At 57.9% G+C, this 22,841-nt stretch carries 20 protein-coding genes, 1 tRNA gene and 1 pseudogene; 11 read left to right on the plus strand and 11 right to left on the minus strand.

Annotated features, from left to right (window positions below; genetic code table 11):
• Window positions 1-80 precede the first annotated feature (80 nt).
• The 7 genes from BQ7483_RS00885 to BQ7483_RS00915 all read right to left on the minus strand — a co-directional run bounded on the left by BQ7483_RS00885 (window position 81) and on the right by BQ7483_RS00915 (window position 6,877).
• Entirely contained in the window at window positions 81-569 is a 489-nt protein-coding gene (locus tag BQ7483_RS00885; RefSeq protein ID WP_072544554.1) for a hypothetical protein, read from the minus strand.
• A gap of 5 nt (window positions 570-574) precedes the next feature.
• Complete coding sequence (locus tag BQ7483_RS00890; RefSeq protein WP_072544506.1) at window positions 575-1,849, minus strand: S41 family peptidase; 1,275 nt, start codon at window positions 1,847-1,849, stop codon at window positions 575-577.
• A gap of 4 nt (window positions 1,850-1,853) precedes the next feature.
• Window positions 1,854-2,027, minus strand: coding sequence for a type II toxin-antitoxin system antitoxin (locus BQ7483_RS00895; protein WP_072544555.1), 174 nt, complete (start codon window positions 2,025-2,027; stop codon window positions 1,854-1,856).
• Between the two features lie 95 nt (window positions 2,028-2,122).
• Window positions 2,123-3,469: an alpha/beta hydrolase gene (locus BQ7483_RS00900; RefSeq protein WP_072544507.1), complete on the minus strand. Its 1,347-nt coding sequence runs from the start codon at window positions 3,467-3,469 to the stop codon at window positions 2,123-2,125.
• A 13-nt stretch (window positions 3,470-3,482) separates the two neighbouring features.
• On the minus strand, window positions 3,483-3,995 hold the full coding sequence (locus tag BQ7483_RS00905) for a hypothetical protein (protein ID WP_072544508.1): 513 nt from the start codon (window positions 3,993-3,995) through the stop codon (window positions 3,483-3,485).
• A 93-nt stretch (window positions 3,996-4,088) separates the two neighbouring features.
• Complete coding sequence (locus BQ7483_RS00910; protein ID WP_022020711.1) at window positions 4,089-5,048, minus strand: SPFH domain-containing protein; 960 nt, start codon at window positions 5,046-5,048, stop codon at window positions 4,089-4,091.
• A 725-nt stretch (window positions 5,049-5,773) separates the two neighbouring features.
• Complete coding sequence (locus BQ7483_RS00915; RefSeq protein ID WP_235847280.1) at window positions 5,774-6,877, minus strand: lysylphosphatidylglycerol synthase transmembrane domain-containing protein; 1,104 nt, start codon at window positions 6,875-6,877, stop codon at window positions 5,774-5,776.
• 70 nt (window positions 6,878-6,947) lie between these two features.
• Here BQ7483_RS00915 and rsmA point away from each other — a divergent pair, with 70 nt between their 5' ends.
• The 3 genes from rsmA to BQ7483_RS00930 all read left to right on the plus strand — a co-directional run bounded on the left by rsmA (window position 6,948) and on the right by BQ7483_RS00930 (window position 11,119).
• Window positions 6,948-7,739 carry a 16S rRNA (adenine(1518)-N(6)/adenine(1519)-N(6))-dimethyltransferase RsmA gene (rsmA, locus tag BQ7483_RS00920; RefSeq protein ID WP_022020714.1) on the plus strand — a complete coding sequence of 264 codons (792 nt, stop codon included), beginning with the start codon at window positions 6,948-6,950 and terminating at the stop codon, window positions 7,737-7,739.
• A 52-nt stretch (window positions 7,740-7,791) separates the two neighbouring features.
• Window positions 7,792-9,138, plus strand: coding sequence for a magnesium transporter (gene mgtE / locus BQ7483_RS00925; RefSeq protein ID WP_072544509.1), 1,347 nt, complete (start codon window positions 7,792-7,794; stop codon window positions 9,136-9,138).
• 124 nt (window positions 9,139-9,262) lie between these two features.
• The gene (locus BQ7483_RS00930; protein ID WP_072544510.1) at window positions 9,263-11,119 is read left to right on the plus strand and encodes a DUF349 domain-containing protein; all 1,857 of its coding nucleotides are present in this window, start codon (window positions 9,263-9,265) and stop codon (window positions 11,117-11,119) included.
• Window positions 11,120-11,350: 231 nt separating this feature from the next.
• Here the strand turns inward: BQ7483_RS00930 and BQ7483_RS00935 are convergent.
• Window positions 11,351-11,421: transfer RNA gene (locus BQ7483_RS00935), tRNA-Gln, on the minus strand.
• Window positions 11,422-11,643: 222 nt separating this feature from the next.
• Between BQ7483_RS00935 and rsfS the strand changes: the two genes are divergently transcribed.
• The 3 genes and pseudogenes from rsfS (at window position 11,644) to BQ7483_RS00950 (ending at window position 14,973) form a co-directional block, all read left to right on the plus strand.
• Window positions 11,644-12,003, plus strand: coding sequence for a ribosome silencing factor (rsfS, locus tag BQ7483_RS00940; protein ID WP_022020717.1), 360 nt, complete (start codon window positions 11,644-11,646; stop codon window positions 12,001-12,003).
• A gap of 9 nt (window positions 12,004-12,012) precedes the next feature.
• A pseudogene (gene ftsH, locus BQ7483_RS00945) lies at window positions 12,013-14,017 on the plus strand (ATP-dependent zinc metalloprotease FtsH); the annotation flags it as partial.
• A gap of 116 nt (window positions 14,018-14,133) precedes the next feature.
• Window positions 14,134-14,973: a phosphatidate cytidylyltransferase gene (locus tag BQ7483_RS00950; protein ID WP_072544512.1), complete on the plus strand. Its 840-nt coding sequence runs from the start codon at window positions 14,134-14,136 to the stop codon at window positions 14,971-14,973.
• A gap of 109 nt (window positions 14,974-15,082) precedes the next feature.
• Here the strand turns inward: BQ7483_RS00950 and BQ7483_RS00955 are convergent, their stop codons facing one another.
• The 3 genes from BQ7483_RS00955 to surE all read right to left on the minus strand — a co-directional run bounded on the left by BQ7483_RS00955 (window position 15,083) and on the right by surE (window position 17,932).
• The gene (locus tag BQ7483_RS00955; RefSeq protein WP_072544513.1) at window positions 15,083-15,838 is read right to left on the minus strand and encodes a NigD1/NigD2 family lipoprotein; all 756 of its coding nucleotides are present in this window, start codon (window positions 15,836-15,838) and stop codon (window positions 15,083-15,085) included.
• A 111-nt stretch (window positions 15,839-15,949) separates the two neighbouring features.
• Window positions 15,950-17,098: a lipid-A-disaccharide synthase gene (lpxB, locus tag BQ7483_RS00960; protein ID WP_072544557.1), complete on the minus strand. Its 1,149-nt coding sequence runs from the start codon at window positions 17,096-17,098 to the stop codon at window positions 15,950-15,952.
• Between the two features lie 69 nt (window positions 17,099-17,167).
• Window positions 17,168-17,932 (minus strand): 5'/3'-nucleotidase SurE, encoded by a 765-nt coding sequence (surE, locus tag BQ7483_RS00965; protein ID WP_072544514.1) that lies wholly within the window; start codon window positions 17,930-17,932, stop codon window positions 17,168-17,170.
• A gap of 143 nt (window positions 17,933-18,075) precedes the next feature.
• Between surE and BQ7483_RS00970 the strand changes: the two genes are divergently transcribed.
• The 5 genes from BQ7483_RS00970 to BQ7483_RS00995 all read left to right on the plus strand — a co-directional run bounded on the left by BQ7483_RS00970 (window position 18,076) and on the right by BQ7483_RS00995 (window position 22,821).
• Window positions 18,076-18,549, plus strand: a complete 474-nt coding sequence (locus BQ7483_RS00970; protein WP_072544515.1) for a DUF456 domain-containing protein — start codon at window positions 18,076-18,078, stop codon at window positions 18,547-18,549.
• 415 nt (window positions 18,550-18,964) lie between these two features.
• Window positions 18,965-19,729 (plus strand): ParA family protein, encoded by a 765-nt coding sequence (locus tag BQ7483_RS00980; RefSeq protein WP_072544558.1) that lies wholly within the window; start codon window positions 18,965-18,967, stop codon window positions 19,727-19,729.
• 21 nt (window positions 19,730-19,750) lie between these two features.
• Window positions 19,751-20,641: a ParB/RepB/Spo0J family partition protein gene (locus BQ7483_RS00985; RefSeq protein ID WP_072544517.1), complete on the plus strand. Its 891-nt coding sequence runs from the start codon at window positions 19,751-19,753 to the stop codon at window positions 20,639-20,641.
• Window positions 20,638-21,492, plus strand: coding sequence for a DUF5683 domain-containing protein (locus BQ7483_RS00990; protein ID WP_072544518.1), 855 nt, complete (start codon window positions 20,638-20,640; stop codon window positions 21,490-21,492). The genes BQ7483_RS00985 and BQ7483_RS00990 overlap by 4 nt, the downstream gene beginning before the upstream one ends.
• Before the next feature lie 42 nt (window positions 21,493-21,534).
• On the plus strand, window positions 21,535-22,821 hold the full coding sequence (locus BQ7483_RS00995) for a lytic transglycosylase domain-containing protein (protein WP_022020729.1): 1,287 nt from the start codon (window positions 21,535-21,537) through the stop codon (window positions 22,819-22,821).
• Window positions 22,822-22,841 lie beyond the last annotated feature (20 nt).

The raw sequence follows: 22,841 nt of genomic DNA on the forward strand, positions 1-22,841 counted from the left end.
AAAGGTACGGGGGCACTCAAAGGGGGGCAATACCCAAAAGTGGGTATTGCAGGGAGGAAAATAGGTAGTTTTAGGTATTATTACTTCAGCCGCAGGGCCGCAATGTAATAGACGGCCAGAAAGAGGACCATCAGCACCAGCGCGACCAGGCAGACGATGCGTGCCCACAGATGGTGGTCGGTCCAAGGGCCGACGGCAAAGAGCAGGCTGATGCAGACGTTGAACGCCCGCAGGAGGCGCACCACGCACACGTATTGCTGCCCTACGTTGCGGGCATTCACGCGCACAGGGAAGCGGATGAAGCGCACGGGCAGGCGGGCACCCGTCACCATCAGCGCGAACACGAGCGTCGACAGGAGGGCCGATACCCACATATTACCATCCGCCTGTCCGCCTTGTGTGGTATACTGCCAAAGCACGCCCACCCAGCCCAGCACAACCAGAAGCAGGGCCACGCCTTCCATCACCCAATCCACGACGGCGGGGCGGAAATGTACATCGGGACAATCGTGGGCCGAGAAAGGACCCAGGTTCACGCCAAACAGATGGAAAGACTTGATTCGTATCATAATCGTCATTGTTTTTTAATCCACTCATAGACAGGGTCCACTCCCTGCCGATAATCGTCGAAAGTCATCGGGATGTGCACGTCGGGCACCAGCGTATCGACCTCTTCGTCCACGTTCTTGAAATACTTGGTGGAGTATTGCACCTGCAGGCCCGAAGCGGGCAGGGTGAAGCTGCACACTTCGCCCAGATGGTTGGGCTTGCCGGAGGTTTCCTCTCCCACCCAGCAGGCACCCAACAGGCGCTTGAAGTCCAGCGCATTCAGAATGGCGGACGAGAAGGTGGCCGCCCCCAGCACCACATAGACGCGGGGCGGATTGTCCACCCGATGCATGAAGTCGGCCAGCTTTTCAGCCAGACGGGTGCCCGGCTGCGAATTGCCGCCCCCATTGAAGCGGACATCCCACACCAGCCTGCTGACGGGCCGATGGCGGAGCGTGGCGAACACACTGTCCTCCAGCGCGGCAAACGAAGGCAGGCGGGAGGCTACCGACTTGTTGCCATTGGCTTCTTCCAGCTCCCTGCTCCAACACTTGTTGTACTGGATGTAGAGGAGGCTGTCCGCCGCCTCGTAGTGCAGGGTAAAAAGGGTACGGGCATTCCGATAGCAGAGGGGCAAGCCGCTCGGACGGAATGTAGCCAGCTGCCTGGGGTCTATGGGGCCGGACGTCAGCTCGTGTTCCTGCAGGCTGCCATCGGCTGAAGCCAGCTTGAGCGTGACGCGACCGTCCGACACGAATCCGAAGTGTTCCAGCAGTTGGACGAAGCACAGGTAATTGGGCACCATCGTCTTGCGCACCGCCTCGTTGTCGGCCGAGAAGAGGGTGCCCAGGCTGTCGGCCACCACTTCGGCAGCAGTACCGTTCAGCTCCACCAACCGACAACCCAACATGGCTTCCTGCCCCACGGGAGCGGTAACGACGTACAAGCCATCGGCCATCCACTTCAGGCCCAGGGGCAGCAGGCGGTTGCGGTCGAGCAGAGGGGTGAAGTTCAGGTTGGTGTGCAGGTCGCCGAAGGTGGCAATCCACTGCTGCAGCCCCAAGGCCATCTGCAGGTCGGACAACCCGTTGCGGCTCCGGCGTTTCCAGGCCTCAATACCTCGGTCGAAATCGGCCCGACTGCGGACGGTAAAGAAGTCGTAGTGCCGCTGGGGCAGCCATCGGGCCAGGGAGTCCAGGTCTCGTGACCAGTCTGTGCGGGCCACCGGCTGGGCTTCCACACCCAGCACCAGGCAGAGCATCGCCATCCATAATATCATCTGTCTTTTCATCATTTCCATCGTCTTATTCTTTTTCGGGAGTCTTGCCTTCCGCTTCGTCCGCGGGGTCCTCATCGGCCGGACGCTTCTTCGCCTCCTTCAGCCGCCCGCTCTTGCGCAGGGCCTCGTTGATGATCCACTGGAGCTGGCCGTTGGTGCTGCGGAACTCGTCGGCCGCCCACTTCTCGATGGCATCCATCGTGGCGGCGTCCACGCGCAGGACAAAACTCTTGGTTGTATTTTCTTTCTTCGTTGCCACTTTCTCTATACGTATTTTTACCAGACAAACAACAATCAACGCACATCCCTGCCGCGGATGAAGCCGGCCACGTCGTCGGCCACGCAGGAGGGCACGGGGCGCGCCTCGTTATACTCCAGCGGGGTGGACTTGCCCTTGCCTTCCTGTAACAGGTGGTTCAGCGCGGGATAGGACTTGAGCTGCGCCTTGGGACGGGTGAGCAGGCCCATGAGCCACAGGCCGTAGTCCTGCATGGTGACCTGATAGTCGCGCTCGCCCTGAAGCACCAGCACGGGGCAGGTCAGCGCCGAGGCCACAGGCACGGCCTGGTAGGTTTGCAGAAATTCCCAATACCCTTTGGGCAGGCCCAAGGGCAGGGCGATGGTGTCGCTGAAGGCGGGCGTGCCCAGGCGCTTCACGTTGGCCACCTGCCGCTTCAGCTCGTCCAGCCGGGTGCGCGTCTGTTTGCTGGGCGTGGTCAGCGAGGCGAGGTATTCCGACTGCTCCACCAGCAGATCCTCGAAGAGACGGGCAGGTCCGGCCACGATGATGATGCCTGCCACCTGCGGCGAACGTTGGGCGATGCGCGGAGCCATCATGCCGCCCTGACTGTGGCCGAGGACAAAGACACTGTCGGCCGCCACCTGAGGCAGGCCGGCTGCCAGACGGACGGCCGAGAGGGCATCGTCCACCGTCTCCACATCCATGTCCAGCCGGCGGCCCTGCGGCACGCAATCGGCGCCATAGACCTTCGTGCGCTTGTCGTAGCGCAGGGTGGCAATGCCGCGGTAGGCCAGCAGCCAGGCCAGGTCGCGGAAGGGCTTGTTGGGGCCTATGGTCTCGTCGCGGTCGTTGGAACCCGAACCGTGTACCAGCACTACGCAGGGCACGCGCCGGCCCTCCTCCTTCAGGCGGGGCAGGGTCAGCGTGGCAGGCAGGCGGTAGCCGTCGGTCACCACCACGGTGTCGCGCTCTTCCATCAGCGTGCGGTCGAAGGCCACGGCAGGCGCTCCGGCAGGTTCGGGGGCAGGCACCACGCGAATGGTGTTCAGCCGCCCGTCGGCGTCGAAACCCACGAGCAGGCGCAGGCGGTAGCGTTCGAAGGTCAGGTCGCGGCGGCACAGCTCCACGCCCTGCACGGCTTCCTGCGTCCAGGCTCCGGCCGACTGCAACGCGCCGAACTGACCCGTCAGCTGGCGCCAGGTGTCGGCAAACACGGCGGGCGAGAGCTGTCGCTGCGCCTCGTCGTTGAGGGCGGCATAGATGCTGTCGCCACGGCCTTCGACGAGGTGTTCATAGATGCGCTCCGCACGCGCCCGACGGTCGTCCTGCGCCCATCCCTTCAGGGCGTTTCCGCCCAACAGGAAGAGCAAAGCCCATATCGTAATCTTCCAATTATCCATTGTCCATTATCAATTATCCGTTGTTCTTCAGCCAACGGCTGTAATAGTAATAATCCAGGTAATACTTCAGCGCGCCGCCCACAAAGGCCAGCGCCACAATCATCAGGTTGCGCAGACGGAAGCGGTCGGCCCATACGGCAACATCGAAGCCTTCCACCGCCCACTCTATCAGGTCGAAGACGAGCGTCACCCCTACCACCACCAGCGCATACACGCCGCCGGTGAAGAGCACGAAGAGGGGCTTGTTGCGCAGGTAGAGGCGGTGCGTCAGGTTGCCCACCACGATGTGCCTCGTCTCCACACGCGGACGGCAATAGAGGTAAACACCCCGCAGGGCGATGAGCACGCCCACCAGCATGAAGACGGCAATCATCCAAAGGTTGCCCTTGTCCATCAGCAGCCAGTCGCGGCCGAGTATCCAGGCAAACACCAGCGCGATGAACACCCCCACTCCGATGCCGGAGCCGGCCGTCAGGCGGGTGCTGCACTGATAGATTACTTCACTGCCACTATTAAATCCTATCATATATATCCTGTTTTTTGACAGAAGAACAAAAAAGACAAAATATTTGTGCTTATGTTCTTGTGTCTGAATCCGTTCGCCTGTCCGAGCACACCATTAATGGTTCAGCGTCCCCGTATTCACCACCGGCTGGGCAGCCTCGTCGGCACAGAGCACCACGAGCAGGTTGCTCACCATGGCCGCCTTCTTCTCTTCGTCCAGCTCCACGATTTCGTCCTTCGAGAGCTTGTCCAGCGCCATGTGGACCATCGACACGGCCCCTTCGACAATCTTCTCGCGGGCACTGATGATGGCCGACGCCTGCTGGCGGCGCAGCATCACGGCCGCAATCTCGGGCGCATAGGCCAGGTAGTTGATGCGGGCTTCCAGCACCTCGATGCCCGCCATGGCCAGGCGCTCGTTGAGCTTCTGCTCCAGCTGGTCGTTGATTTCCTCACCGCCCGAGCGGAGGGTCAGTTCGCCGTCGGCGCCCTCGTTGTCGTCGTAGGCATACTGCCCGGCCACCTGGCGCAGGGCGGCGTCGCTCTGAATCTTCACGAAGTTCTCGAAGGCGTTCATGCGGTTGGCCACGGCGTTGCCCATGTTCACCGCCTTGCCGTCGCTCGACGTGGTACCCGCGCTGGCCATGGTCTGCGAGTCGATTTCGAACATCGCCTTGTACGTGTCCTTCAGCCGCCACACCAGCACGAGGCCTATCAGCACGGGGTTACCTATCTTGTCGTTCACCTTGATGGGCTCCACATCGAGGTTGCGTGCACGCAGCGACAGCTTCTTGGCCTCCATGAAGGGGTTCACCCAGAAGAAGCCCGTCTCGCGGAACGTCCCCTTATACCGACCGAAGAACACCATGGCCCGCGCCTCGTTGGGCTCCAGCATCATGTAGCCGCAGTTCAGGATAATCCACAGCACGGACATCACCGCTCCCAGCACATAGAGCAGCACGCCGCCCGCCACGAAGCACCACACCGTGGCACCCGCCCACACAAACAGGAAGAGGAACAGGGCCAGGAAGCCGTTCATCTTAAAACCTTTGAAATTCATTTCTTTTGTTTCCATACGCATTGTTTTAAAGTGATATCATTTTAATATCGCAAAGATATGTATTTATTTTGAATTATGCAAGAGCTTCCGCCCCGTTTTTTCATCGGCCGTCCACGTGTCTGCTGAATTCAGGAAAGACACCCCGTCCATGACAGATGACAGATGACAGTTTCCGAATTTCAATTTTCGAGAGCGCGCTTACAACTTTTATATTATATATATAAATATATATATATAATATAAACTATAATTAACACATTCTCCCGCAAATCGATTTTCATAAACTGTCATCTGTCATCTGTCATTACGATATTTCCGTAAACATGAAAACGGATTGATTATCAGCTGATTGCATTTTTCACTTGCAAAATCAACTGTCACAGCAGCCATCCGCGGGAAGCAGAAAACTGCCGTCCCCTCCGCAGTTTTTTGCCTGAAAAGAGAAAATTCCGCCCGGCATCGAAGCACAACGAGCCAGCCCGCAGACAGGCCGACCGCACCCGCCGGCCCGAACAAAAACGGGAAAACACCGCCGCGGCTATCGGAAAGCACCGCTTTCCGCCCTGCAAATCAGTGCGTTAGTTTTATTAACAGTAAATTCCCGTTTTGTTAACAGATTTTCACAAGAAATCGATACCCCATTTTTGGCCGTACGCCACCGAAGCCGTACCTTTGCTACACAGGCACGGGGAAAAGCCGCATCGCCACCACGGAAGGGGATTCAAAAAAAGACCAGCACCCTACCCTTTCCGTCCGCCCAGCACCAGATGCAGCCATCCCCAGAGGCCGAGGACGATGACGAGCAGCGTCTGGATGCCATGGACCAGGAGGGCAAAGAGAGACGCATCGGCCGACGAAACGCCGTAGAGCATCATCATGGTGATGACGGCGAAGTGCCACGGGCCGGCACCGTTGGGCGTGGGCACAATGACGGCGAACGTGCCCGCCACGAACATCACCAGCCCCGCCTGCACACCCAGGCCCTCGCTGAAGGGGAAGCAGTAGAACGTGAGGTAGAAATGGAGGAAGTAACAGAGCCACATCAGCACCGTGTGGAGCAGGAAGAGGGGGACGTTCCGCACCCGGCGCAGCGACATGACGCCCTGCCACACGTCGAGCACCACGCCACGCACCCGCTCGAAGAACGACAGCACGCGCACCAGCCACACGGCCAGCACCAGCACGCCCACCACGCAGAACAGGGCCACGTAGAACCAGGGCGACGTGAGCAGATGGACCAGCGACGGTATCTTGGTGCCCGTCTGGCGGAAGAAGGTGAGGAACACGGGCAGCTCGAGCACCAGCGTGACGCCCGCCAGGAACAGCATGCAGAGGGTGTCGACCAGCCGCTCGGTGACCACCGTGCCCAGCGACTTGGAGAAAGGCACGCCCTCGTAGCGCGAGAGCACGCCGCAACGCGACACCTCGCCCACACGGGGGATGACGAGGCTCGTGGCATAGGACAGGTAGATGGCATCCACCAGACGCGACGCGCGCGGACGGTAGCCCAGCGGCTCCAGCGTCTGGCGCCAGCGCATGGCCCGCTCCACATGGCTCCACACGCCGAAGAAGAGCGACAGCGCCATCCAGTCCCAGCGGATGCCGTGGCGCAGCACACGGGCCGCCTGCGCGAAGTCGAAGTCGCGGTACACCCAGTAGAGGATGAAGCCGCCCAGCAGCAGGGGCAGCGCCACCTTGAGCAGGTTCCTGAACCACGAACGGAGGCCGAAGAGAGAGGGACGGGCATCCTCCGAAGGCGTCACGCCACGCTCCGCCCCGCCCTGCGGGTTTCCGCAAAGCTCTTCCTTCTTCACTTTTCGCGCTCCATTCATTAAATTCTTCATTCTTCCTTCTTCATTCTTCATTAAAAAGAACTACCTTTGTGGGGCACAAAAGTAACAATAAACTTGCAATATGAGATTGGTAAAGCCTAAAAAGTTTCTGGGCCAGCACTTCCTGAAAGACCTGAAGGTGGCGCGGGACATCGCCGACACGGTGGATGCCTGCCCCGACCTGCCCATCCTCGAAGTGGGCCCCGGCATGGGCGTGCTCACCCAGTTCCTCCTGCCCAAGGGCCGCGAGCTGAAGGTGGTGGAGGTGGACTACGAGTCGGTGGCCTACCTGCGCGAAGCCTACCCCCAGCTGGAGGAACACATCATCGAGGACGACTTCCTGAAGATGAACCTGACGCGGCTTTTCGGCGGAAGGCCCTTCGTGCTGACAGGCAACTATCCCTACAACATATCGAGCCAGATCTTCTTCAAGATGCTGGACAACAAGGACCTGATACCCTGCTGCACGGGCATGATACAGAAGGAGGTGGCCGAACGCATGGCCGCAGGGCCGGGCAGCAAGACGTATGGCATCCTGAGCGTGCTCGTCCAGGCGTGGTACCGCGTGGAATACCTCTTCACCGTCCACGAGAACGTGTTCAACCCGCCGCCCAAGGTGAAGAGCGCCGTCATCCGCATGACGCGCAACGACACCCGCGACCTGGGGTGCGACGAACAGCTCTTCAAGCAGGTGGTGAAGACCACCTTCAACCAGCGGCGCAAGACGCTGCGCAACTCCATCAAGCCCCTCGTGGGCAAGGACTGCCCCCTGACGCAGGACGCCCTCTTCGACCGGCGGCCCGAACAGCTGTCCGTGCAGGAGTTCGTGGAGCTGACAAACTTAGTAAATGGAAATTTGAAAATGGAAAATTGAGAATTATCCATTATCCACTTTCAATTATCAATTTTCAATTCTCAATTAAAAAATGGAAATAGACGAAGAATACATAGAGAAGGTCAAAGGCCTCATCGAGCAGAAGGACACGGAGAACGTGAAAGCCCTGCTGGCCGACCTGCACCCGGCTGACATCGCCGAGCTGTGCAACGACCTCGACCCCGAGGACGCCCGCTTCGTCTACCGCCTCCTGGACAACGAGACGGCAGCCGACGTACTGGTGGAGATGGACGAGGACGTGCGCAAGGAACTCCTCGAACAACTCCCCTCGGAAACCATCGCCAAGAAGTTCGTGGACTACATGGACACCGACGATGCCGTAGACCTGATGCGCGACCTCGACGAAGACAAGCAGGAGGAAGTCCTCTCGCACATCGAAGACATCGAACAGGCCGGCGACATCGTGGACCTGCTGAAGTATGACGAAGACACCGCCGGCGGACTCATGGGCACGGAAATGGTGACCGTGAACGAAAACTGGAGTATGCCCGAGTGCCTCAAGGAAATGCGCATGCAGGCCGAGCAGCTGGACGAAATCTACTACGTCTACGTCATCGACGACGACGAACGCCTGCAAGGCGTCTTCCCGCTGAAGAAGATGATCACCTCGCCCTCGGTGTCGAAGGTGAAGCACGTGATGAAGAAAGACCCCATCTCGGTACACGTGGACACACCCATCGACGAGGTGGTGCAGATCATCGAGAAATACGACCTCGTGGCCGTGCCGGTCATCGACAGCATCGGGCGGCTCGTGGGACAGATTACCGTCGACGACGTCATGGACGAGGTGCGCGAGCAGTCCGAACGCGACTACCAGCTGGCCTCGGGTCTGTCGCAGGACGTCGAGACAGACGACAACCTGGTGCGCCAGACCAGCGCCCGCCTGCCCTGGCTGCTCATCGGCATGCTGGGCGGCATCGGCAACTCCATGATACTGGGCAACTTCGACGCCACCTTCGCCGCCCACCCCGAAATGGCGCTCTACATCCCCCTCATCGGCGGAACGGGCGGAAACGTCGGCACCCAGTCGTCGGCCATCATCGTGCAGGGCCTGGCCAACAGCTCGCTCGACGCCAAGGACACCCTCAAGCAGGTGGGCAAGGAAGCCGTCGTGGCCAGCATCAACGCCACCATCATCTCGCTGCTGGTCTACATCTACAACTTCATCCGCTTCGGCAGCGCCGCCACCGTCACCTACTCGGTGTCCATCAGCCTGTTTGCCGTCGTGATGTTCGCCTCCATCTTCGGCACCCTGGTGCCCATGACGCTGGAGAAACTCAAGGTAGACCCCGCCATCGCCACCGGCCCCTTCATCTCCATCACCAACGACATCATCGGCATGATGCTCTACATGGGCATCACCGTCCTGCTGGCCTGAAGCGCCGAAAAGCAACTTTTTCGGTAAAAAAAACGAGAAAAACTTATGAAGTAATCGTTTTATTTCATTAATTTGCAACCTGACGTAACCCAAACGGGGCAACCCGTTTCTAAAAATACATACAATGACGGACACCCATGACACTAATCTCCCCGAAATGCAGGCGGAATTAGAAGAAGAAAAACAAGCGGCAGAGGTTTCTGAAACGGCAACGGCAGAAACTCCGGCTGAAGAAACATCAACGGAAAGCACAACGGAAACCACCGTACAACGGCTGACAAAGGCAGAAGTCATCGAACGCCTGAAGGCGATCGCCGACGACGTGGAAAACGTCCCCAAGACGGAAATAGACAGCCTGAAGCAGACCTTCTACAAGCTGCACAACGCCGAGCAGGAAGCGGCACGCAAGAAGTTTGTCGACGACGGAGGCGCACCCGAAGACTACGTGCCCACGCCCGACCCGCAGGAAGAGGAAATGAAAAACATCATGTCCGTCATCAGAAGCAAGCGCAGCGAGCTGGCCGCCGAAGTGGAGAAGCAGAAGGAAATGAACCTGCAGGTGAAGCTATCCATCATCGAAGAGCTGAAAGACCTGCTCGAGTCGCCCGAAGACGCCAACAAGAACTACACCGAGTTCAAGCGCCTCCAGCAGCAGTGGAACGAAGTGAAGCTCGTGCCCCAGGCCAGCGTCAACGAGCTGTGGAAGAACTACCAGCTCTACGTGGAGAAGTTCTACGACCTGCTGAAGCTCAACAACGAGTTCCGCGAATACGACTTCAAGAAAAACCTCGAGATAAAGACCCACCTGTGCGAAGCCGCCGAGAAGCTGGCCGAAGAACCCGACGTGGTGTCGGCCTTCCACCAGCTGCAGAAGCTCCACCAGGAATACCGCGAGACAGGCCCCGTGGCCAAGGAACTGCGCGAAGAGATCTGGGCACGCTTCAAGGCCGCCTCGACCGCCGTCAACCGCCGCCACCAGCAGCACTTCGACGCCCTCAAGGAAGCCGAACAGCAGAACCTCGACCAGAAGACGGTGATCTGCGAAATCATCGAAGGCATCGACTACAACGAGCTGACCAACTTCGCCGCCTGGGACAACAAGACACAGGAAATCATCGCCCTGCAGAACAAGTGGAAAACCATCGGCTACGCCCCGCAGAAGATGAATGTCAAGATCTTCGAACGCTTCCGCGCCGCCTGCGACACCTTCTTCAACAAGAAGGCCGAGTTCTTCAAGGCCGTCAAGGAGAGCATGAGCGAAAACCTCGAAAAGAAACGCGCCCTCTGCGAGAAGGCCGAAGCCCTCAAGGACAGCACCGACTGGAAAGCCACCGCCGACGTGCTGGTGAAGCTGCAGAAGGAATGGAAGACCATCGGCCCCGTGGCCAAGAAGCACTCCGACGCCATCTGGAAACGCTTCATCGCCGCCTGCGACTACTTCTTCGAACAGAAGAACAAGGCCGGCGCCTCACAACGCACCGAAGAGCAGGCCAACCTTGAAAAGAAGCGCGACATCATCGCCCGCCTCGAAGCCATCGGCGAAGATACCGACGCCGACACCGCCATCGACCAGGTGCGCAACCTGATGAAGGAATGGAACGCCGTGGGCTTCGTGCCGTTCAAGGAAAAGGACAAGGTCTACAAGCAATACCACGCGCTGGTAGACAAGCTCTTCGAACGCTACAACCTCAGCCAGTCCAGCAAGAAGCTGAGCAACTTCAAGAGCACCCTGAGCAACATTCAGGAAGGAGGCGCGCAGACGCTGTACCGCGAACGCGAGAAGCTGGCACGTGCCTACGAGAACATGAAGAGCGAACTGCAAACCTACGAGAACAACCTGGGCTTCCTGAACGCCTCCTCGAAGAAGGGCAACAGCCTCCTGACCGAGCTCAACCGCAAGGTAGAGAAGCTCAAGGCCGACATCGACCTGGTGAAGGAGAAAATCAAGGCGGTAGACGAAAGCATCCGCAAGGAAGCCTGAGAGGCACACACGAGGGGAAAGGCCGCCTGCACATCAAGGCAAGCCATGCCCATAAGAAAACAGCAGCCACATTCTGTCAATTCCAAACCAACAGGGGAAGGATGACGGGGTGTGGCTGCTTCATATCCTGATGCCCGCCCCTCCCTTTGGACAGAGGGCGTTGATCCCAGAGGGCACTAAAAAAGGACAATAAAAAAAGACGCTCCATCAACTGAAGCGTCCTCTTTTCTGTTGGGCTACCTGGATTCGAACCAGGAATGACAGGACCAGAATCTGTAGTGTTACCATTACACCATAGCCCAATGCTTGGCTTTATTTCCGTTTTGCGGTTGCAAAGGTACGAAGTTTTTTGGAAACACAAACGATTCGGGTGATTTTTTTTGCAGAAAAATGATAAAACGGCTTTTTACAAGCGGTTATATCACTAAAAAAAAACTAAAATGAAAATACTTTTCGCGATTTGCGTGTTACATACAAGAAATCGGCGTATATTTGTCGACTGTTTTTAATATAATAATGTATAAATGGACCAAACAAAGAAACTGATAGAACAAATTACCGAAGGTATCCAAGATAAAAAAGGAAAGAAAATCGTAGTGGCCGACCTCACCCGCATAGACGACACCATCTGCAACTACTTCATCATCTGCCAGGGAAACTCGCCCAGCCAGGTGACTGCCATCGTAGAGTCTGTCAAGGAATTTGCACGCAAGGGCGCCAACGTCAAGCCCTTCGCCATCGACGGCCTGCGCAACGCCCAGTGGGTGGCCATGGACTATGCCGACGTGCTGGTGCACGTCTTCCTGCCCGAAACGCGCAGCTACTACAACCTCGAAAACCTCTGGGCCGACGCCCAACTAACCCAAATACCCGATATCGATTAATACAGATTTATGGACAACAACATCAATAAGAAAAACGCTGGAAACAACAAGGTCAACATGCCCAAGTTCAACCTGAACTGGCTCTACATGATCATCCTCATGATGCTCGTGGGCCTGTGGCTGACCAACGAAAACAGTGCTTCCACCAAGGACGTCTCCTACGACGAATTCCAACGCTACGTGCAGCAGGGATACATCAGCCGCGTGGTGGGCTACGACGACAACTCCGTGGAAGCCTACATCAAGGCCCAGCACGTGGGAAATGTGTTCGGCAACGACTCGAGCCGCGTGGGCCGCAACCCGATGATCACCACCGAAGCCCCCTCGCGCGAAAGCCTGGGCGACTTCCTCCAGAAAGAAAAGGATGAAGCCCACTTCGACGGCTCCATCACCTACGAAAAGAGAACCAACTACATGAGCCTCATCCTGTGGAACGTGGTGCCCATCCTCTTCATTGTCGGCTTCTGGATGTTCCTGATGCGACGCATGAACGGCGGAGGAGGTGTAGGCGGCGGAGGAGGCATCTTCAACGTCGGCAAGTCGAAGGCTCAGCTCTTCGAGAAAGGCACGGGCACCAAGGTGACGTTCAAGGACGTGGCCGGACTGGCCGAAGCCAAGCAGGAAGTGGAAGAAATCGTGGAGTTCCTCAAGGAACCGCAGAAATATACCGACCTGGGCGGCAAGATACCCAAAGGCGCCCTGCTGGTAGGCCCTCCGGGCACAGGAAAGACCCTGCTGGCCAAGGCCGTGGCAGGCGAAGCCAACGTGCCCTTCTTCTCGCTGGCAGGTTCGGACTTCGTGGAGATGTTCGTCGGCGTAGGCGCCTCGCGTGTACGCGACCTCTTCCGCCAGGCCAAGGAGAAGGCTCCCTGCATCGTCTTCATCGACGAGATTGACGCCGTGGGACGCGCCCGCTCCAAAGCGGCCGCCATGGGTGGCAACGACGAGCGCGAGAACACGCTCAACCAGCTGCTCACCGAGATGGACGGCTTCGGCTCGAACAGCGGCATCATCATCCTGGCCGCCACCAACCGCGTGGACGTGCTCGACAAGGCCCTGCTGCGTGCAGGCCGCTTCGACCGCCAGATCCATGTGGACCTGCCCGACCTGAACGAACGCAAGGAAGTGTTTGGCGTACACCTGCGCCCCATCAAGATAGACGATACGGTAGACGTTGACCTGCTGGCCCGTCAGACGCCTGGCTTCTCGGGCGCGGACATCGCCAACGTGTGCAACGAAGCCGCCCTGATAGCTGCCCGCCACGGCAAGAAATTCGTGGGCAAGCAGGACTTCCTCGATGCCGTAGACCGCATCGTGGGCGGATTGGAGAAGAAGACCAAGATCACCACCGAAGAGGAACGCCGCTCCATCGCCATCCACGAGGCAGGACACGCCAGCATCTCCTGGCTGCTGCAATATGCCAACCCGCTCATCAAGGTGACCATCGTGCCGCGCGGACGGGCCTTGGGTGCCGCCTGGTACCTGCCCGAAGAACGGCAGATCACAACCAAGGAGCAGATGCTCGACGAAATGTGCGCCACCTTGGGCGGACGTGCTGCCGAAGACCTCTTCCTGGGCCGTATCTCGACAGGCGCCATGAACGACCTGGAGCGCGTCACCAAGCAGGCCTATGGCATGATAGCCTACCTGGGCATGAGCGAGAAGCTGCCCAACCTGTGCTACTACAACAACGAAGAATACTCCTTCAACCGCCCCTATAGCGAAAAGACCGCCGAGCTCATCGACGAGGAAGTGAAGCGCATGGTGAACGAGCAATACGAACGCGCCAAGCAGATTTTGTCTGAACACAAGGAAGGACACAACCAGCTGGCCCAACAGCTCATCGAGAAGGAAGTCATCTTTGCCGAGGACGTGGAACACATCTTCGGCAAGCGCCCCTGGGCTTCACGTTCGGAAGAAATCATCACCGCCAACCAGACCTCCAAGGAGCTGAAGGAAGCTGCCGAGGAAGAAAGCAAGAAGGCCGAAGAGGCCGTCAAGGAGGTGAAGGAACAGCAGAAGGCCAACCAGTCGTCCGACGCTCCGAAGGAAGCCGACGGCCAGAAGGAGGACAAGAAAGAAAACAACGAAAATCAGGAACCCACTCAAGCATAAAGGAGAAGGAGAACCATGAAAAGCAATTTCTTGAAACGTGCCCTGACAGGCATTCTGTTTGTCTGCATACTGGTGGGCTGCATGCTCTACAGCCCCCTGTCGTTCGGTCTGCTGTTCACCCTCATCGCCGCCCTGAGCGTGCACGAATTCGCGCACCTCGTCAATGCCGGCGGTGAAGTGAAAATCAACGCTACCATCACCTCGCTGGGCGGTGCCTACCTCTGCCTGGCCCTGATGGGCTTCTGCACGCAGGCCGCCGACGCGCGCATCTTCCTGCCCTACCTGGCCCTGCTCCTCTATCTGATGATTACGGAGCTGTACCTCAAGCGCAGCAACCCGCTGGGCAACTGGGCCTTCTCCATGCTGAGCCAGCTCTACGTGGCCCTGCCCTTTGCCCTGCTCAACGTGCTGGCCTTCCACAACGACCCCGTCAGCAGCAGCGTGGCCTACAACCCCATCCTGCCGCTGTCCATCTTCGTCTTCATCTGGCTGAGCGACACGGGCGCCTATTGCGTCGGTTCGCTGATAGGAAAGCACCGCCTCTTCGAGCGCATCTCGCCCAAAAAGTCTTGGGAAGGCAGCATCGGAGGAGCCGTCTTCTCCATCGCCTCCTCGTTCGTCTTCGCCCACTACTACGATTTCCTGTCCGTAAGCCAATGGGCCGGACTGGCTGCGGTGGTAGTTGTCTTCGGCACCTGGGGCGACCTGACCGAATCGCTCATGAAGCGCCAGCTGGGCATCAAGGACTCGGGCAACATCCTGCCCGGCCATGGAGGCATGCTCGACCGCTTCGACAGCGCACTGATGGCCATTCCCGCAGCCGTCTTCTATCTGTACGTGCTGACACTCATCTGACACATTAACGAGAATCGACAGACAGCCCTATCGATAAGTGAGGCCCCGAATGGCAGGACATTGCGTCCGCCTTCGGGGCCTCCAATTTACATACCAATTTAAAAAGACATTATTTCAACTGTACCTGCGAGAGGTCGATGTTCTGCTTCAGCTTGCTCGAAGCAAGGTCGCTGCTGTCCGACGAAGCAAAGTCGAACGCCACTTCCACCTCGCCGTTGACCGACGAATTGAGCTTCAGCTTGATGCCCTTCGTGGCGTCTGTGATGTTCAGGCTGCTCAGGTTGTAGGACACGATGCCCCACGCGCCATAGCCCGTCACGTCGTCATAGTCGTTGTAGCGCAGCTCCAGGTGGACGTAGCCGTCGTCACCATACAGCTCGGCATCGTCCTGTGGACGCACCAGGCTGATGCGATGTTTCTCTTTGGCGGGCAGGTTCTGCACGAAGATGATGTTCATGTAGCCGCCACTGATGGTAATGTCGCCCTGATAGATGGTGACAGGGTCGTTGCCGAAGTCTTCGTCCGTCTCGGGCGTCAGGGTTTCCACCTGCTTGGTCAGCACGTTCTGGATACCCAAAATCTTGACCGCATGGTCGTAGCCCTCAAAGTCATCCCACAGGGGGTTGAAGTAAGTGATGACCCGCTGGCCGTCGACAGGCTTATACCAACCCAGGTCGGTATTGACGGGCCAAAGCGTGCCCCACACATCACAATCCAGATAAAAAGCTCCTCCACCCACGCGGACTGTCGCCCACAGGGGAGGCGTGAAATCGCCTATTGAATAGCTGTTGTCATCGTCGCACGACTGAAGGACGGGCGACAAGGCCAGACACATCAACAGGACCAACCAATGTACTCTTTTCATAATCCTCACAATTTAATCTTCTTGATTTTCTGTACAAAAAACGGGCAGGCCGCACATCTACTGCATCGACCTGCCCGCTTTTAACATATTATTCGAAAAGCTCAGATTGGTTCACACATCACGCTTCTTCAGTAGCCCGCAGATGAGCCGTGCGGCCTTGGCAGGCGCGCCAGGCTCGCCCAGTCGGGCAGCCACGTCCGCATATCCCTCCAACATTTCCCTGCGCCAGCGTTCGTCGGTCAGGATGCGTCCCAGCTCCGTCCTGATCTGCGCGACCGTCATCGTGTCGGCCACCAGCTCGCGCACCACCTCGCGCCCCGCTATCAGATTGACGAGCGAGATGTACTTCACCTTCAGCACATGCTGCTTCAGGAAGGCTATGAGGCGACCGACGGGCGTGTGATAGCACACCACCTGCGGCACGCGGAAGAGGGCCGTCTCGAGGGTGGCCGTACCCGAAGTGACCAGCGCCGCATCGGCATGGCTCAGCAGTTCGTAAGTCTGGCCGAAGACAACCTTCACCTCCGCCCCGCCCATATAGGCCCGATAGTAGTCGGCATCAATGCCGGGCGCACCTGCCAGCACCAGCTGATAGCCGCCGAAGGAGGAAGCCGCCCGTATCATGTCGGGCAGGTTGTCCTTGATTTCCTGCTTGCGGCTGCCTGCCAGCAAGGCGATGACGGGCTTGGCTTGCAGGCCGTTGCGTTCGAAGAAGGCCTGTCGAGTCTCCTTGTAGGCAGCGCGGAAGGCCGCCACCTCGTCCAGTGTCGGATTGCCCACGTAGTGGATGGGGTAACGATGCTTCCCCTCGAAGAAGTCGACCTCGAACGGCAGGATGGAGAAGAGCTCGTCCACGTCGCGCTTGATGTTCTTGATGCGATACTCCTTCCACGCCCATATCTTGGGGGCGATGTAGTAGTAGACGGGGATGCGCGTGCGGGCATGGATGTATTTCGCGATGCTGAGGTTGAAGCCGGGGTAGTCCACCAGAATCAAGGCGTCGGGCTGCCACTCCACAATGTCGCGCTTGCAGAAGGCCATGTTGGCAAAGATGGTGCGCAGGTGGAGCAGGACGGGAACGAAGCCCATGTAGGCCAGGTCGCGATAATGCTTCACAGGCGCGTAGCCGCCCACGGCAGCCATCAGGTCGCCCCCAAAGAAGCGGAACTCCGCCTGCGGGTCTTCGCGACGCAAGGCCGCCATCAGGTGCGACGCATGGAGGTCGCCCGAGGCTTCGCCTACAATCAGGTAATATTTCATAAAATGAAGAATGAAGAACGAAGAATGAAGGATGAAGCATTGCTTCCCCTCCATTCTTACGCTAAGATATTAGAACCAAGTCTTGAGCTCGTCCATCAGTCCGTAGGCCGTGACATCGACCGTGGTGGGGGTAATGGCCACATAGCCGTTGGCCAGCGCCCAGTGGTCGGTATCCTCCTGGTCGGCATCCTCATCCACAAGCTCGCCCGTCAGCCAATAATAGTGGCTGTCTCCGCGATGGGCAAAGTTCTCCCATTCGTTGGTCCACTGGCCTTTCGTCTGGCGGCACACTCTGACGCCCTTCAGCTCCTGCGTGTCGGGGAAGTTCACATTGAGGCAGGTCAGTGCGGGCAGTCCCTTCTCGAGCACCAGGCGGGCAATGTCGCGGACGTAAGGTCCGGCAGCCGTGAAGTTGGCGTCGGGCTCGTGGCTGCACAAGGAGAAGCCGATGGAAGGTACTCCCTTGAGACATCCTTCGATGACGACTCCCATTGTGCCCGAGTAGTGAACGTTCGTAGCCGAGTTGTCACCGTGGTTGATGCCGCCCACCACGAGGTCGGGCTTGCGGTCGAGCACCGTCTCAAAAGCCAGCTTCACACAGTCGGCAGGATTGCCCGAGCATTTATAAACCGTCAGGCCCACATCCTTGCGCACAAGGCTATAGTGGATGGGCTCGCCTGTGGTCAGCGCACAACCCGTACCCGAACGGGCCTTGTCGGGGGCCATCACCACAATCTCGCCCAGCGGACGGAGAAATTTCACCAACTCACTGATTCCTTTCGCAACGATGCCGTCATCGTTCGATACCAATATCAAAGGTCTTTGATTTTCCATACTTTCACAAACGTTTTTGTTAACTCCCGGCAAAGGTAGCAACTTTAAGGGGGAAATAAAAAAAAGAACCGCCAAACTTCTATAACGGTAAAATTTGACAATTCGGCCAGTAACGCTTATTTTTGCGGAAAACTCTTTCGGATATGGACATTTTGTTGATTATACTGGGCATCCTCTGCCTGCTGGCAGGTCTGGCGGGCTGCATTCTCCCCGCCCTGCCCGGCCCTCCGCTGGCCTATGGCGGCATGCTGTTGCTGCACTTTACCGACCGCGTACAGTTCGGCACCACGCAACTCGTGGTGTGGCTTGTGTTGGTTGTCGTGGTGCAGGTGCTCGACTACTTCGTGCCCCTGCTGGGCGCCAAGTACAGCGGTGGCAGCCGATGGGGCGAGCGAGGTTGCCTGGCAGGCACAATCGCCGGCCTGTTCTTCATGCCCTGGGGCATCATTCTCGGTCCCTTTCTGGGCGCCTTCATCGGCGAGCTGCTGGGCGGACGCGAAGCGAAAGACGCCCTCCGCTCGGGCCTCGGCTCCCTGTTAGGATTCCTGCTGGGCACGGTGGTGAAATGTGCCCTGTGCGGATACTTCATCTGGAAGTTTGTGGAGGCGGTGTGGTGAAACGCCCCAATCCGTCAAGGAAAGCAATGCTTTCTCTGTGGCAAAACATTGCTTTATATCAGAGAAAGCATTGCTTTGCTCCAAACGTAAAAACACGCACAGCCTCCCCGCACATTTCGTCCTCATTACCAGCGCCAAAGAGTTCAAACGGGAAAATAAATCTTAATCTTCCCCAAGGTCCGCCCTCCAAACCCTCCAATTTCCAATATAAATATGTATATTTGCCGACGGTGGCAGAAAAGGCGAGAAAGCAGAAAGGGGGACAGGGCCGAAAGCGGGACGAAATCCTGCGACGACGCCCGCAAGTTATTAACAAAAAGGGTGACTTATCAACCGTTTTTGCAATCTCCCCCCTTTTTTTGAAGGCACTATCAGAAATAATCGCTTATTTCGCCGCCGATAAATGATAGAGAATATGGGAAAAATTATTGCAATGGCAAATCAAAAGGGAGGCGTGGGCAAGACTACCACCACCATCAACCTGGCGGCTTCGCTGGCCACCCTTGAAAAGAAAGTGCTCGTTGTAGACGCCGACCCGCAAGCCAACGCCTCTTCGGGACTGGGTGTGGACATCAAGCAAGCCGAATGCACTATCTACGAGTGCATTATAGACCATGCCAACGTGCGTGAAGCAATCCACGATACCGAGATTGACACGCTGAAGGTAATCTCTTCTCACATCAACCTCGTCGGCGCCGAAATCGAAATGCTCAACCTGAAGAACCGCGAACGGATCCTCAAGGAAGTGCTCGCGCCGCTGAAAGACGAGTTTGACTATATTTTGATAGACTGTTCGCCGTCGTTGGGGCTCATCACCGTCAACGCGCTTACCGCCGCCGACTCGGTCATCATCCCCGTACAGGCCGAATACTTCGCCCTCGAAGGCATCAGCAAGCTGCTGAACACCATCAAGATCATCAAGTCGAAGCTCAACCCGGGCCTGGAAATCGAAGGCTTCCTGCTGACGATGTACGACTCGCGCCTGAGACAGGCCAACCAAATCTACGACGAAGTGAAACGCCACTTCCAGGAACTGGTGTTCAAGACCGTCATCCAGCGCAACGTGAAACTGAGCGAAGCGCCCAGCTACGGCCTGCCCACCATCCTCTACGATGCAGACTCTACCGGCGCCAAGAACCACATGGCACTGGCCAGGGAGCTGATAGAAAGAGAAAAATAAAGAAAAAGGAAACTGACAGATATGGCACAAAAAAGAAATGCATTAGGACGCGGCCTGGACGCACTGCTCTCCATGGACGACGTGCAGACCGAAGGTTCCTCTTCCATCAACGAAGTGGAGCTCTCGAAAATCAGCGTCAACCCCAACCAGCCGCGACGCGAGTTCGACCCCACCGCCCTGCAGGAACTGGCCGACTCCATCGCCGAGATAGGCATCATACAGCCCATCACGCTGCGCAAGCTCTCGGACGACGAGTACCAGATCATTGCCGGCGAGCGTCGCTTCCGTGCCTCGCAGATGGCAGGCCTCACCAGCATACCCGCCTACATCCGTACTGCCGACGACGAGAACGTCATGGAAATGGCCCTCATCGAGAACATCCAGCGTGAAGACCTCAACTCGGTGGAAATAGCCCTGGCCTACCAGCACCTGCTGGAGCAGTATGGCCTGACGCAGGAACGCCTGAGCGAACGCGTGGGCAAGAAACGCACCACCATCGCCAACTACCTGCGCCTGCTGAAGCTGCCTGCCCCCGTGCAGATGGGCCTGCAGAACAAGCAGATAGACATGGGGCACGCCCGTGCACTGGTGACGCTGGACAACCCCAAGCTGCAAGTAAAGATATACGAAGAAATATTGGAACACGGCTACTCCGTCCGCAAAGTGGAAGAGCTCGTCAAGTCGCTGAGCGAAGGCGAAGCCGTGAAAAGCGGAGGACGCAAGATTGCCCCCAAGCGGGCCAAGCTGCCCGAAGAGTTCAACCTGCTGAAACAGCAGCTCTCGAACTTCTTCAGCACCAAGGTCCAGCTGACCTGCTCCGAAAAAGGAAAAGGTAAAATCAGCATCCCCTTCAACAACGAAGAGGAGCTGGAGCGCATCATCGGCATCCTCGACACGCTGAAAGACAAATGACAGGAAAAAGACTTAAATATCAGATACTGACGGCCCTGCTGCTCTGCTTCGTACAGGTGGCAGGGATTGTCGTGTATGGCCAGAACCGTCCGCGGGCCGCCGGCCGCCGCTCGCACACGCTGAAGGCCGACACCACCCATCGGGCCATGACCCCCATCCGCCCCGACACCGCCAGCTTCCGGCTGACAACCGACACCTTGGGTGCCGACAGGCAGGCCGTGGCCGACAGCATCGCCGACGCCAACCGGCAGCAGCTGCTCGAGCTGACAGCCACCCCTGAGCTGAAAGGGAAAAAGGTGAACACCGACAGCCTGAGCCGCGAACTGAAACGCAAGCAATGGATGCCCAACCCCACCAAGGCCACCTGGCTGGCACTGGTCATCCCCGGCGGCGGACAAATCTACAACCGCAAATACTGGAAACTGCCCATCGTCTACGGAGGCTTTGCCGGCTGCGCCTATGCCCTGACGTGGAACGGCAAGATGTACAAGGACTACCAGTCGGCCTACGTCGATGCCGTCAACGAGAACTGGAATTCGAGCAGCATCACCGACCTGCTTCCGCCCGGCTACATGGACCGCGTGTCGCACTCACAGCTCACCGAGACCCTGCGCAAGCGCAAGGACACCTACCGCCGCTGGCGCGACCTGAGCATCTTCGCCTTCATCGGCGTCTACCTGCTGTCCGTGGTCGACGCCTACGTCGATGCCGAGCTGTCCAACTTCGACATCGGCCCCGACCTGAGCATGAAGGTCGAACCCACGATCTTCAACAACCAGGTGGGAGGCAGCTACACCCCCACCACGCTGAAGGACAAGTCCGTGGGTGTGCAGTGCAGCTTCCGTTTCTGACAAAATGAATACTCACTACCAAACTGATATAGAGAAAAAGATATGAAGAAACTGATCATACGTTCCGCCCTGTTGCTCGCCACCTTCCTGGCCGCTCCGCTCTGCGCCCAGGAGAGTGTCAACGTAGTCATCAACGACAACGGAACCCAACGCGAAGAGACCATCGACCTGCCCCGAAGCATGACCTACCCGCTGGACAGCCTGCTGAACGACTGGAAGGCCAAGACCTATATCGACCTGGGCAAGGACTGCAGCACCTCGCACGAGAATCCGCTGTTCAGCGACTCGGTGTACATCGACCGCCTGTCGCGCATGCCGGTCATCATGGAGATGCCCTACAACGAAATCGTGCGCAAGTTCATCGACATGTATGCCACCCGCCTGCGCAACCAGGTTTCCTTCATGCTCAGTGCCTGCAACTTCTACATGCCCATCTTCGAGAAAGCCCTCGACGCCTACGGCCTGCCCCTCGAATTGAAGTACCTGCCCATCATCGAGTCGGCCCTCAACCCCTCGGCCGTATCGCGTGCAGGAGCCGCCGGCCTCTGGCAGTTCATGCTCCAGACGGGTAAGATCTACGGACTGGAAAGCAACAGCCTGGTGGACGAACGCCGTGACCCCATCAAGGCCACTTGGGCCGCCGCCCGCTATCTGAAGGACCTCTACGGCATCTACAACGACTGGAACCTGGTCATCGCCGCCTACAACTGCGGGCCGGGCACCATCAACAAGGCCATCCGCCGGGCGGGAGGAAAGACCGACTACTGGGACATCTACAACTACCTGCCCCGCGAGACACGCGGCTACGTGCCTGCCTTCATTGCGGCCAACTACATCATGTCCTACTACTGCAAGCACAACATCTGCCCGATGGAAACCAACATCCCCGCAGCGACCGACACCGTTCAAGTGAGCCGCAACCTCCACTTCGAGCAGGTGGCGGATATCTGCCACGTGCCGATGGACGAGCTCAAGAGCCTCAACCCGCAGTACAAGCGCAACATCATCCCCGGCAACAGCAAGCCGCAGACCCTGCGCCTGCCTATGAATGCCATCAGCACCTTCATCGACAACCAGGACACCATCTACAATCACCGCCAGGCCGAACTGTTCAAGAACCGCCGCACGGTGGCCGTCGGCAACGGACGTACTACCACCTCCAAAGCCGTGGCCGGCACTGGCAAGCCCACCTATTACAAGATAAAAAAAGGCGACACGCTGGGAGGCATCGCCCTGCGCTATGGTGTGAGCGTCAGCAAGCTGCGCAGCTGGAACGGACTGAGAGGCAACAACATTCGTGCAGGAAAAACGCTGAAGATATACAAGTGACGCAACACAACAAGCCTTTC

The organism is Mediterranea massiliensis (assembly GCF_900128475.1).
Taxonomy (GTDB): domain Bacteria; phylum Bacteroidota; class Bacteroidia; order Bacteroidales; family Bacteroidaceae; genus Bacteroides; species Bacteroides massiliensis_E.